The sequence below is a fragment of the Microbulbifer pacificus genome (genome assembly GCF_033723955.1).
Lineage (GTDB): Bacteria > Pseudomonadota > Gammaproteobacteria > Pseudomonadales > Cellvibrionaceae > Microbulbifer > Microbulbifer pacificus.
The window spans coordinates 1,950,018-1,963,148 of the sequence record NZ_CP137555.1; the positions used below are offsets into that span (position 1 = coordinate 1,950,018).

A 13,131-nucleotide genomic window follows, 5' to 3' on the forward strand; every position below is an offset into this window, starting at 1 on the left:
TTGACGTTCTGCACGTCGGATAAGCATCAGACCTTCAGGTAGTCGAGGATACCCTCGGCGGCCTGGCGGCCTTCCCAGATCGCAGTAACCACCAGATCTGAACCGCGCACCATGTCGCCGCCGGCAAAGACCTTGTCGTTGCTGGTCTGGAACTTGAACTTCTGCTGCTCCGGCGCAACCACACCGCCCCACTCGGCCACCTGGATATTGTGCTCACCGAACCAGTCCGCCGGGCTCGGGCGGAAACCGAACGCCACCAGCACCACATCCGCCGGGATGACCTGTTCGGAACCGGGCACCACTTCCGGGCGACGGCGGCCTTTCTCATCCGGCTCACCCAGCTGGGTGGTCACCACTTTCACACCTTCCACCTTGCCGTCACCGACGATTTCCACCGGCTGGCGGTTGAACAGGAAGCGCACGCCCTCTTCCTTGGCATTCGCCACCTCGCGGCGCGAGCCGGGCATGTTTTCTTCGTCGCGACGGTAGGCACAGGTCACGCGCTTGGCGCCCTGGCGGATGGAGGTGCGATTGCAGTCCATGGCGGTGTCGCCACCACCCAGTACCACTACACGCTTGCCGTCCACGGAGATGAAATCTTCCGCGCTCTTCTCCCAACCCATGTTGCGGTTGACGTTGGAAATCAGGAACGGCAACGCGTCGTATACGCCCGCCAGATCCTCACCGGGGAAGCCGCCCTTCATGTAGTTGTAGGTCCCCATGCCCAGGAACACCGCGTCGTAGTCAGCCATCAACTGGTCGAAAGTGATGTCTTTGCCAATCTCGGTTTCCAGACAGAACTCCACCCCCATCTCGGTGAAGATGGCGCGGCGCTGTTGCATCACGGATTTCTCGAGCTTGAACTCGGGGATACCGAATGTGAGTAGTCCGCCGATTTCCGGGTGCTTGTCGAATACCACCGGCTGTACGCCGTTCCGCACCAGCACGTCGGCGCAGGCGAGGCCCGCAGGGCCGGCGCCGACAATCGCCACACGCTTGTCGGTCTTTTTCACCGCACTCACGTCCGGGCGCCAGCCCAGCGCGAACGCGGTATCGGTGATGTATTTCTCGGCGTTGCCGATGGTCACCGCGCCGAAGCCGTCGTTCAGGGTACAGGCGCCCTCACACAGGCGATCCTGCGGGCACACGCGGCCGCACACTTCCGGCAGGGAGTTGGTCTGGTGACTCAACTCCGCCGCTTCCATGATGTTGCCCTCGCTGATCAGGCGCAACCAGTTCGGAATGTAGTTGTGCACCGGGCACTTCCACTCGCAGTAGGGGTTGCCGCAGTCCAGGCAGCGGTGCGCCTGGCTGGCTACCTGCCGCTCGGTGAACGGCTGGTAGATCTCCACGAACTGGTTGGTACGGGTGATGATGTCTTTCTTGGCGGGGTCGACCCGGCCAACGTCGATAAACTGGAAATCGTTGTTCAGACGCTGTGACATAGGTAAATCTCCCCCTTATTCGCCGCGCTTGCGTACATCGGACAGCAGTCCGGCGAGGCTGGCGGCCTTCGGCTTCACCAGCCAGAACTTGTTGAGGTAGTCGTCGAGGTTATCCAGCAGTTCCTGGCCCCACTCGCTGCCGGTTTCATCCACGAACTCCTCGATCACTTCGCGCAGGTGACTCTGGTATTCCTCCAGCGCCTCGCTGCTGATACGGCGCAGCTCGATCAACTCGTGGTTGCACTTGTCGAAGAAATCGCGATCCATATCCAGTACATAGGCGAAGCCACCGGTCATACCGGCACCGAAGTTGACCCCGGTCTTGCCCAGCACCGCGATCATGCCGCCAGTCATATACTCACAACAGTGATCGCCTGCGCCTTCCACCACCGCAAAGGCACCGGAGTTGCGCACGCCGAAGCGCTCGCCGGCACAGCCGGAGGCAAACAGCTTGCCGCCGGTGGCGCCGTACAGGCAGGTGTTGCCGATGATGCTGGTTTCCTCGGACTTGAAGCTACTGCCCTGGGGCGGACGAATCACCAGCTTTCCGCCCGCCATACCCTTGCCCACATAGTCGTTGGCGTCGCCTTCCAGGTACATCTCCAGGCCGCCGGCGTTCCACACCCCGAAGGACTGGCCGGCAACGCCGGTGAGACGCAGCTTGATCGGTGCATCCACCATGCCCTGGTTGCCGTGGCGCTTGGCGATCTCGCCGGACAGGCGCGCACCGATGGAGCGGTCGCAGTTGGTCAGCTGGAAACTGAACTCGCCACCGGACAGGTTTTCTATCGCCGGCAGGGTTTCCGCCACCATGCGCTCCGCCAGCAGGCCCTTGTCCCACGGCTCGTTCTTCGGCTGCTGACAGGTCTGCGGCTTGCTGTCGAGCAGCGCGTCGCTGTGCAGCAGCGGCGACAGGTCCAGGGTCTTCTGCTTGGCAGTCTCACCCTCGAGGGTCTCCAGCAGGTCCACCCGGCCCACCAGTTCCTCGATGGAGCGAACCCCGAGGCGCGCCATCCACTCGCGGGTTTCCTCGGCCACGAACCTGAAGAAGTTCATCGCCATTTCCACCGTGCCGATGTAGTGCTCGTCGCGCAGGTCCTTGTTCTGGGTGGCGACGCCGGTGGCGCAGTTGTTCAGGTGACAGATTCGCAGGTACTTACAGCCCAGCGCCACCATCGGCGCGGTGCCGAAACCGAAGCTTTCGGCGCCGAGAATGGCCGCCTTGACCACGTCGAGACCGCTCTTCAGACCGCCGTCGGTCTGCACCCGCACCTTGCCGCGCAAGTCGTTGGCGCGCAGGGTCTGGTGAGTCTCCGCCAGGCCCAGCTCCCACGGGGAACCGGCGTAGCGGATGGAAGTGATCGGGCTCGCGGCGGTACCGCCGTCGTAGCCGGAAATGGTGATCAGGTCCGCGTAGGCCTTGGCTACACCGGCGGCGATGGTGCCGACGCCGGGGCGGGATACCAGCTTCACCGATACCAGCGCATCCGGGTTGACCTGCTTCAGGTCGTAGATCAGCTGCGCCAGGTCTTCAATGGAGTAAATATCATGGTGCGGCGGCGGTGAAATCAGGGTCACGCCGGGCACCGAGTAGCGCAGGCGCGCGATCAGTTCGTTGACCTTGCCGCCGGGCAGCTGGCCGCCCTCGCCGGGCTTGGCGCCCTGGGCTACCTTGATCTGCAGCACTTCCGCGTTCACCAGATAGTGCGGGGTAACGCCGAAACGACCGGAGGCGATCTGCTTGATCTTGGAGACCTTGTCGGTGCCGAAACGCGCCGGGTCCTCGCCACCCTCACCGCTATTGGAGCGGCCACCCAGGCGATTCATGGCCTGGGCCAGGGACTCATGCGCTTCCGGTGACAGCGCGCCGAGGGACATGGCGGCGCTGTCGAAGCGGCGCAGGATGTTTTCCACCGGCTCCACTTCATCCAGCGGAATCGACAGCAGGTCTTTTTTCACGCCCAGCAGGTCGCGCAGGGTGGCGACAGGGCGCTGGTTCACCAGCGTCGCGTAATCGCGCCAGGCGCCGTAATCGCCGGAGCGCACCGCTTCCTGCAGCGCCTTCACCACATCCGGGTTGAACGCGTGGTACTCCTGGCCGTACACAAACTTGTGCAGACCGCCGGCGGAGACTTGCTTGCGCGGTTTCCACGCCAGTTCGGCGCGCCCGCGCATGTCTTCTTCCAGCTCGGCGAAGCCTGCCCCCAGCACACGTGCTGGCGCTTCCGGGAAGCACAGGTCAATGACGTCCTGTGACAGCCCCACCAGTTCAAACAGCAGTGCGCCGCGGTAGGAGGCCACCGCGGAAATCCCCATCTTCGACAGGATCTTCAGCAGCCCCTTGCTGATGCCTGTGCGGTAGTTCTTCTGCGCGGTGGCAGCGTCCAGCAGCAGCTCACCGGTTTCGATCAGGTGATTGATGATGCTGTAGGAGAAATACGGGTGCACCGCGGTGGCGCCGACGCCAATCAGGCACGCCAGCTGGTGCGAGTCGCGCGCGGTGGCGGTGTCCACCACCACGTTGGAGTCACAGCGCAGGCCGTTGTGCACCAGGTGGTGGTGTACCGCGCCGGTGGCGAGCAGCGCATCGATGGGCAGCTTGCCTTCTTCAATATTGCGATCCGACAGCACCACGATGACGGTGCCTTCGTTGCGCACCGAATCGGCGGCATCCTTGCACAGTTTTTCAATGGCGCCCTTCAGGTCCAGCTGCGTCGGGTCATAGTTCAGGTCGAACACCTTCGCCTTGAACTCCTCACGGCCGAGGTCCAGCAGTGCACTGTATTTAATGTGCGAAAGCACCGGCGACGACAGGATCACGCGGTCCGCGTGCTCGGGAGTTTCCTCGAACACGGACTTCTCACGCCCCAGGCAGGTCTCCAGGGACATGACGATGGTTTCCCGCAGCGGGTCGATCGGCGGGTTGGTCACCTGCGCAAACTGCTGGCGGAAGAAATCGTACAGGCAGCGGTTGCCCTGGGACAGCACCGCCATCGGGGTGTCGTCGCCCATGGAACCCACAGCTTCCTGGCCCGACTCCGCCAGCGGGCGGATCACCTGGTCGCGCTCTTCCAGCGAGGAGCTGAACAGTTTCTGGTAGACCTTGAACTGCTCGAACGAGAAATTGTTGTCCACTGGTGCGGTCACCAGGGTGGAGCGGATGCGGCGGGCCTTGCCCTTCAGCCACTGCTTGTACGGATGCGCCTTTTTCAGCTCGCCGTCCACCTCGGCGGTATGGCGCAGCTTGCCTTCCAGAGTGTCCACAGACAGGATCTGGCCCGGGCCCAGACGCCCCTTGGCTACCACGTCAGCAGGATCGTATCTATAGGTCCCGACCTCGGACGCCACGGTAATGAAGTCGTCCTTGGTGATGACCCAGCGGGATGGGCGCAAGCCATTGCGGTCGAGGGTACACACGGCGTAGCGGCCGTCGGTCAACACCAGACCGGCAGGGCCATCCCAGGGCTCCATGTGCATGGAGTTGTATTCGTAGAAGGCGCGCAGCTCGGAGTCCATGGTGTCCACGTTCTGCCACGCCGGCGGTACCAGCATGCGGATGGCGCGGTGCATGTCGATACCACCCGCCATCAGCAGCTCGAGCATATTGTCGAGACTGGAAGAGTCGGAACCGGTGCGGTTCACCAGCGGCGCCAGCTCGTTCAGCTCCGGCAACAGCTCGGTATTGAACTTGGGCGTGCGCGCCACAGACCAGTTGCGGTTACCGGTGACGGTGTTGATCTCACCGTTGTGCGCCAGCATGCGGAACGGCTGGGCCAGCGGCCAGCGCGGCATGGTGTTGGTGGAGAAACGCTGGTGGAACACACAGATCGCGGTTTCCAGGCGCGGGTCTGCCAGATCCGGGAAGAACGCCGGCAGATCCGCTGGCATCATCAGGCCCTTGTAGGAAAGCACCCCGGTAGAAAGGCTGGCGATGTAGGTATCGTCACCGAGCTGCTGTTCCGACTTGCGACGGATCACGAACAGGCGGGCGGCAAATTTCTGGTCACCCAGCGGTTGCTCGGCATCGTTGATTAGCAGGTGTTCAAAGCGCGGCAGCGACTGGCGCGCAATGGGGCCAAGACAGTCGGCATTGGTAGGTACCGGGCGCCAGCCGGCGACCTTCAGGCCCTGGGCCTCCACTTCGCGCTCGAGAATGGCGCGTGCCGCGGCAGCCTTGGCCTCGTCCAGCGGCAGCATGATGGAACCCACGGCGTAGCTGTCGCTCAGCTCGCCACCGAAGGCCTCCTTCGCCACAGCGCGCAGAAACGCATCCGGCTTCTGCAGCAGCAGGCCGCAGCCGTCTCCGGTTTTGCCATCGGCGGCAATACCGCCGCGGTGAGTCATGCAGGTCAGCGACTCAATCGCCGTCTGTAACAACTTGTGGCTGGTCTTGCCTTTGAGATGGGCAATCAGACCAAAGCCACAGTTATCTTTGAACTCATCCAATCGATACAGACCGCTACCCATAGAATTCCTCAAAGTGTTATTGCCACCCCGTTCGTGCTGAATGATCGCGCCCTATCGGAGCGGCAATCCGTTCACAGTGCGCTCGTTAATTCGAGGACTGTCCTTGGGGGTATATTTATCTACTTTCGAGCCAAAGATGCCGCAGATTCCACTGGGTTTTCGAAACTCCAGTGACAAAAAAAGCCCGCATTAGGGGCTTGGGTGTTACTCGCTTCCTGCGAGCCTGGGCTTTGTTGTTATCGGCTCATTTCCCCGGTTTTCACCAGGGGGGCGCGCAATGTTACAAGTGCCCCCCTGCGATTGCAAGATTCGCCAGATTTTTTTGCTGTTAGCATGCCGTTTAACCGATTTATCTTCTTCAAAATTCGTTTGGCGTCAAAGAATCCTCAGTACGGTAAAAAAACTACAGATTCATCACCGTGCACCGCAGCTGTGCAACGCTTCTATCAGTTGCTCTTTAGGGGTATCAGCGACAATCTGCGCATCACCGATGGCGCGCAGCAACACCAGACGCAATTTGCCATCCTGTACCTTTTTATCCACCGACATTGCGCGTAAATAATCATCCACCGCCATATCCACGGGGGATTGTTGCGGCAGGTTGGCTCTGGTTAGCAGTGCGCGCAAGCGGTCTACCTCTTGCTGGGAAATCCAGCCGCGCAGGCGCGACAGCTCCGCCGCCATTGCCATCCCTGCAGCCACTGCCTCCCCATGCAGCCATTTACCGTAACCCTGTACCGCTTCTATCGCATGGCCGAAGGTATGGCCGAAATTGAGGATGGCACGGCGTCCGGATTCCCGCTCGTCTTGCGCCACCACCGCGGCCTTGTCCGCACAACTGCGCTCCACCGCGTAGGCCAGTGCCGCGGGGTCGCGGGCGAGCAGTGCGTCCATATTCGCCTCCAGCCACGCGAAAAAGGGTGCATCGCAGATCATGCCGTATTTGATGACCTCGGCGATGCCTGCAGACAACTCGCGATCCGGCAGGGTCGTCAGTGTGTCGATATCGATCAGCACCAGTCGCGGCTGATAGAAGGCGCCGATCATGTTCTTGCCCAGCGCATGGTTGACCCCGGTTTTCCCACCCACAGAGGAATCCACCTGGGACAACAGGGTGGTGGGGACCTGCACGAAATCCACCCCGCGCTGGTAGCAGGCCGCGGCGAATCCACTCATATCCCCCACCACGCCGCCGCCAAGGGCGACGATGGTGGTGCTGCGATCGTGGCGCTTTTCCAGCAGTGTGTCGAAAATCCGGTTCAGGGTATCCAGGGTCTTGAACGCCTCGCCGTCGGGCAGCTGCACACTGTCCACCTTGTCAAAGTCCTGCAGGCTGGCGAGCAGCTTTTCCAGGTAAAGCGGCGCAATGGTCTCGTTCGTGACCACCAATACCTGGCGGCCGCGAATCGCGTTGGTGAAATGTGTGGAATTTCCCAGTAAACCGGGGCCGATCAGAATGGGATAACTGCGATCACCGAGATCGACCGTGAGACTGTGCATGGCTACTCCCTTAAGCCCAGAAGTGAAAAATGAAAAGGTGATTTATTCCGGCGAGCCAACACCCTAACACCGCAAGATGCGGATGTTGCAACGGCGCATCGGGGATCTCATCCGGCAGATACTGCCATCAGCCGGTCCACCACCAGCTGGGCGGCCTGCTTGGGCGTACAGTCGTCGGTATCACACACAAGGTCGGCAACATCATCGTAAAACGACGCACGCTGCTGCAGAATTTCCTGCAGTTTTTCACGGGGATCGGCCACCTGCAGCAGCGGGCGGTTGCTGTTTTTGGAAGTGCGCTCCACCAGTTGGTCGAGTCCTGCGCGTAAGTAGACGACAAATCCGTGATTTTTCAGCAGCGCGCGATTTTCCGGTATTAATACTATTCCGCCGCCAGTGGCGATTACCTGCGGCTCGCCAGTGCACAGATCCCGCAACACCGCGCTCTCGCGACGGCGAAAGCCGGCCTCGCCTTCCACATCAAAGATCCACGGAATATCGGCGCCGGTGCGGTCTTCAATCACCTTGTCGGAATCGGCAAAAGGCAGCCCCAGTTGGGCTGCCAGTAATTTGCCGATGGTGGACTTGCCGGCCCCCATCGGGCCGACAAGAAAGATGGGCTGGGTGATCACTTGCTGAAAGACATGAACTCGTCTTGCATGATGCGCGGGGTGACGAAAATCAGCAGCTCGCGCTTGTCTTCCTGCTTGGTGGACCGCTTGAACAGGTGACCAAGGAAAGGGATATCGCCGAGGAATGGCACCTTGCTTTCCCCTTCCAGAGTCTGCGCTTCGAAGATGCCGCCGAGCACGATGGTTTCGCCGTTGCGCACCAGTACCTTGGTCTGCAGAGAGTTCACGTTGATCGCCGGAATCTGCGCACCGGTGATCACATTGGTGAACAGCTCACCGACACTGTTCTGGTCGATGTTCAGGCTCATGATGATGTTGTCATCCGGGGTGATCTGCGGGGTAACGTTCAGCAGCAGTACCGCCTCTTTGAAAGTTACCGAAGCGGCACCGGAGGAGGTCGCCTCCAGATAGGGGATTTCCACACCGGAGCGAATCGTCGCCTCCTGCTTGTCGCCGGTCACCACCTTGGGCTGGGACACAATTTCCGCCTTGCCCACATCTTCCAGTGCGGACAGCTCGAGACCCAGCAGGAAGTCTTCTTTCAGGATCGCATAGGCAATGCTACCTGCGCGCTGACTGAGCCCCAGATCCACCAGCATCGGGTCGTGCAGGGTGGTAGGTGAAGACAAATCCGGAATACTGCCATCGCCATCAGAAATTCCTGGCAACTGACTACCGGAACCGATACCAATGGCATCGTCACTCATGTTGTGATCTTCCAGATAGCTCCAGCGCACACCGAGGTTTCTCTCAAAGTCGGTATTGGCTGTCACCAGACGTGCTTCGATCATCACCTGACGGATCGGGATATCGATCGCGGCAATCAGATCGCGGAACTGGGCAATCTTGTCTTCGGTATCGGTGAGGATGATGGTGTTGGTACGCTCATCCACGATGGCGCTGCCACGGGAAGACAGGATGCTGCGCTGCTCCTGGTCATCACGACCACCTGCAAAGTTGCCCTGTCCAAAGCCACCGCCCTGACCACCACTCTGGTTACCGGCAAACAGGGTGAACAGTTCGCGGGCGTCGGCGTAGCGGATCTGAATGTACTCGGTGCGCAGCGGCGCCAGCTCTTCCAGCTGCTTGCGGGTTTCCAGCTCGCGGCGCTCACGCTCGGCAATTTCCGCTGCCGGCGCGACCATGATCACGTTGCCTTCCTGGCGCTTGTCCAGGCCTTTGGCTTTCAGAATCAGCTCCAGCGCTTGATCCCACGGCACGCCGTCGAGGCGCAGGGTGATACGCCCCTGTACGGTATCGCTCGCCACCAGGTTGAGGTCGGTAAAGTCAGCAATCAACTGCAGTACCGAGCGCACCTCGATGTCCTGGAAGTTCAGCGACAGTTTCTCTCCGCTGAACTGGAATTCCTTCTGCTTCTCGCGCACCTGGGCCACGGTCAGCGGTTTGACGCTGAGTACGTATTCGGTATCAGCCTGGTAGGCCAGGTAGTCGTAATCGCCATCGTGCGGATCCACGGTAATTACGGTGTTGCGACCGTCGTAATCCACATTGATAGCATTCACCGGGGTGGCAAAATCGGTCACATCCAGGCGCTGGCGCAGTTCCGGCGGCAGTTGTGCGCCGAGGAAGGTCAGCACAATCTTGCCCTTGGTGCGCTCGACATCGATATTCACCGCGGGGTCGGTCAGGCTGACGATCACCTTGCCTTCACCGCCCTGGCCGCGACGGAAGTCCACGTTGCGGATACCCACGCCACTGGCCGCCTTGAACTGCGCACTGCCACCGATATTGGTGCTGCTGTGCACCGGCGCGGCCGCAACACTCGCGGTCGCAGCACTGTCGGCTCCCACTTCCAGAACCACCTGGTTACCGATGCGCTCGCTGGTATAAACCGGCAGTTCATCGAGGTTCAGAATCAGGCGGGTGCGGTCTTCACCGGATACGATCACCGCGCTGCGCGCCGCGCCAATATCCATGCTGTATTTTTTCTGCGGCAGCACGCTCTCGACGCCGGCAAAGTCCATGACGATGCGCGCGGGCTGCTCGATGGTGTACCCAGTCGGCTCAGGCGGCACATCACTGAACGTGAGACGCAGCTGCAAGCGGCTGCCCGGCAGTTCGGAAAACTGGATATCTTTTAACTGGCTGGCCAGGGCTGGCGCCGCCAGTGGCAGAATCAGCAGGCCCAGCAGCAGCGCTTTGGCGCGCGGCAATGCATTGGCAGCCCGGGCCAATACGCAGGCGAGTTGCTTGGTGATCATTATTAGTTGTCCTTCTCTTCCAAAGTCAGAGCCCGCGGCCGTTCGAGCCAGCCACCGGTGCCGTCCGGCACAATTTCCAGTACATCGATCTGTGACGATGAGGCGTTGACCACACGCCCGTGATTTTTACCCATGAAGTTGCCGATGGTGATGCGGTGAATACCGCCGTCGCCATCGTTGATCAGCGCCCACAGCTGGCCGCTGCGGGACAGCGTGCCCACCATGGAGAGGGCGTCGATGGGGTAGCGTTCCAGCAGTTCTTTCTGGCGGTTCAGGTCCGGCGCCACGTCGAGTTTGCGGCCAACCAGACGCTGGTCCGCCTCCAGTACCGGGCGCATGAACGGGCTGCGTAAGGCAGCCGCGCTGTAGACGTAAGGGCTGTAAGGGGTAAAGGTCGGAATCGGCTCAATCTGCCCCTTGGGCTTGTGCTTGACCGCCGCCATTTTGTCGCGAAGGTCGCTGTGGTTGCCGTCCAGGCTGCAGCCGGCCAGTGCCAGCAGCGCCGCGGTCAGAGCGATGTATTTTTTCATCCCTCTTCTCCCTGATCCTTGTAGCGATAGGTTTTCGCGTTTACCACCATGTTCAGCAGCGCAGCGCCATCCTTGCTGGTCTGGATGTCGAAATCGTGCAGGGTGACGATACGGGGCATGCCGGCGATACCGCTGATAAAGGCGCCGAACTCGTGGTAGCCGCCCTGCACTTCGATGCGGATTGGCAGCTCCACGTAAAACTCGCCCACCTGCTCGCCTTCGAGGGCGACCTTCTGGATGGTAAGGCCACTGCCGCGACCAAATTCGTCGATATCTTCCAGCAGCCCGGGGACTTCGGTGTCTTTCGGCAGCTGCTTGAGCAGCGCACCGAAGGTTTCCTCCATTTCCGCCAGCTGTTCGCGGTAGGCGTCCAGGTTGGCCGCCTCAAAGGACTTGCGCTCGAACTGGGTAAACAGCTCGCGCTCCTTGTTGGCCGCGAACTCCAGCTGGCTGTAGCGGTCCTTGATCATGAAGAAATAACCGCCGCCCACCAGGACTGCGGCGATCACGATCAGCAACGCCACGCGCCCGGCCAGCGGCCAGACACCGACGCGGGAGAAGTCGATATCGTTGATATCCAGCTGATTCAGCTGTTTGAGAGTATCTTCAAGCGCCATGGTTACGCTCCACTGTTGGCGGCGTCGCCATCTTCTGCTTTTTTGCGGCCGCTGACACTGACCGTCATTTCAAAGGCGCTCGCCTGCTCGCCGAATTCCGGCTTCGCGGTTACCCCGGTAAGGTTTGGAGACTCAAACCATTCGGACTGGTCGAGACTGCGCATAAACGAGGAAACCCGATTGTTGGATTCCGCCACCCCGGAGATTTTCAGGGTCTTGCCGGTGCGCTTCAGGTTCACCAACCACAGGCCTTCAGGCGCCGCACGCACCATTTCGTCGAAATAGCGCACCGCCAGTGGACGGTTACCCTGGAGCTCCTGAATCACCCGCATACGGTCGATCAGTTCCTGGCGGCGCTTCTTGAGATCCTTGATCTCGCGCACCTGCTTGTCGAGGGCAGCGATTTCGGTGGTCAGAAGCTGGTTGCGCTCATTCTGGTTGGCGATCTGCGCATCCACGGTCTTCATCCACATGAATACGCTGACCGCAGCGGCGATCACCACCAGCGCTGCAACCTGTTGGAATTCTCTCTGTTTTTGCGCCCGGTATTCCTGGCGCCAGGGAAGTAGGTTGATCTTTGCCATGTCTTAGAACTCCCGCTCGCGCATGGCGAGGCCGGCGGCAATCATCAGCGACGGTGCCTCTACCGCCAGTGACTGGCGGTTGACCCGGGACGCCACACTCATGTCACGGAAGGGGTTCGCCACCAGGGTGGGTTTATTCAGTTTCTGACCAACCATTTCAGCGAGACCGTCCATTGCCGCTACACCACCGCCGAGGAGGATGTAATCGACATCGCTGTAGGAGGTGGAGGAATAGAAGAACTGCAGGGAGCGGGTAACTTGCTGAACCACCGCGTCGCGGAAGGGCTCCAGCACTTCCGGGTAGTAGTCGTCCGGCAGGCCGCTGCCGCCCTGGCGCTTGGCCAGCGTGGCCTCTTCGGCAGACAGGCCGTAGCGGCGCTGGATCTCGTCGGTGAGCTGGCGCCCACCAAACAGCTGCTCGCGCGTATACACAATGCGACCGTCAACCATCACCGACAGCGCACTCATGGTGGCACCGATATCCACAACCGCCACCACCAGTTGCTCCTGGGCGGGGAACTGGTTTTCCATCAGGGTGAAGGCCCGCTCAATGGCGTAGGCCTCCACATCAACCACCCCCGGCTGCAGCTCCGCCTGGGTCAGCGCTGAAACTCGCTGCTCCACGTTTTCGCTGCGGCAGGCCGCCAGTAACACTTCGACCTGCCCCTCGCCACGCTCCGACGGCCCCTGCACTTCAAAGTCCAGGTTCACCTCATCCAGCGGGTAGGGAATGTATTGATCGGCTTCCAGCGAAATCTGCGCCTCCAGCGCGTCATCCGAGAGATCCGCCGGCATTTCCAGCGTCTTGGTGATGACCGCGGAACCGGAAACTGCTACCGCAGCCTGGCGCAAACGGGTCTTGGAGCGCCGCACTACCTTGCGGATGGCCTCCGCAATGGCACCCACGTCATTGATATTCTTATCCACTACCGCGTTTGGCGGCAGAGGTTCGGTTGCATAGCTTTCCACACGGTATTTGTCGCCACTGCGACTCAGTTCAAGCAACTTTACCGAGGTGGAGCTAATATCGAGCCCAAGCATGGCTTTAGGGCCCTTGTTGAGAAAAGGGAGCATCCCCATTTTTCTTATCTTTTCCGTGGGTTATCGAGATTTTATGGTATAGCACTTTAAATT

9 protein-coding genes are annotated in these 13,131 nt (G+C 60.6%); all 9 read right to left on the reverse strand.

All coding sequences use genetic code 11. The annotated features are described in order from the left end of the window. Positions 1–26: 26 nt before the first annotated feature. Entirely contained in the window at positions 27–1,445 is a 1,419-nt protein-coding gene (locus R5R33_RS08425) for an FAD-dependent oxidoreductase (protein ID WP_318955576.1), read from the reverse strand. A gap of 15 nt (positions 1,446–1,460) precedes the next feature. After that, the gene (gene gltB / locus R5R33_RS08430; protein ID WP_318955577.1) at positions 1,461–5,912 is read right to left on the reverse strand and encodes a glutamate synthase large subunit; all 4,452 of its coding nucleotides are present in this window, start codon (positions 5,910–5,912) and stop codon (positions 1,461–1,463) included. A 414-nt stretch (positions 5,913–6,326) separates the two neighbouring features. Then, the gene (gene aroB, locus R5R33_RS08435) at positions 6,327–7,412 is read right to left on the reverse strand and encodes a 3-dehydroquinate synthase (RefSeq protein ID WP_318955578.1); all 1,086 of its coding nucleotides are present in this window, start codon (positions 7,410–7,412) and stop codon (positions 6,327–6,329) included. Between the two features lie 107 nt (positions 7,413–7,519). Then, positions 7,520–8,041 carry a shikimate kinase AroK gene (aroK, locus tag R5R33_RS08440; RefSeq protein ID WP_318955712.1) on the reverse strand — a complete coding sequence of 174 codons (522 nt, stop codon included), beginning with the start codon at positions 8,039–8,041 and terminating at the stop codon, positions 7,520–7,522. Then, a complete protein-coding gene (gene pilQ / locus R5R33_RS08445) occupies positions 8,041–10,266 on the reverse strand; it encodes a type IV pilus secretin PilQ family protein (RefSeq protein ID WP_318955579.1) in 2,226 nt (741 codons plus the stop codon). Before pilQ ends, aroK begins: the two co-directional genes overlap by 1 nt. Positions 10,267–10,268: 2 nt before the next feature. Continuing rightward, entirely contained in the window at positions 10,269–10,796 is a 528-nt protein-coding gene (locus R5R33_RS08450) for a pilus assembly protein PilP (protein ID WP_318955580.1), read from the reverse strand. After that, positions 10,793–11,413: a type IV pilus inner membrane component PilO gene (gene pilO / locus R5R33_RS08455; RefSeq protein ID WP_318955581.1), complete on the reverse strand. Its 621-nt coding sequence runs from the start codon at positions 11,411–11,413 to the stop codon at positions 10,793–10,795. The genes R5R33_RS08450 and pilO overlap by 4 nt, the downstream gene beginning before the upstream one ends. Positions 11,414–11,415: 2 nt before the next feature. Beyond that, positions 11,416–11,997 (reverse strand): PilN domain-containing protein, encoded by a 582-nt coding sequence (locus R5R33_RS08460; RefSeq protein WP_318955582.1) that lies wholly within the window; start codon positions 11,995–11,997, stop codon positions 11,416–11,418. Between the two features lie 3 nt (positions 11,998–12,000). After that, entirely contained in the window at positions 12,001–13,077 is a 1,077-nt protein-coding gene (locus tag R5R33_RS08465) for a pilus assembly protein PilM (protein WP_318955583.1), read from the reverse strand. Between the last annotated feature and the right edge of the window lie 54 nt (positions 13,078–13,131).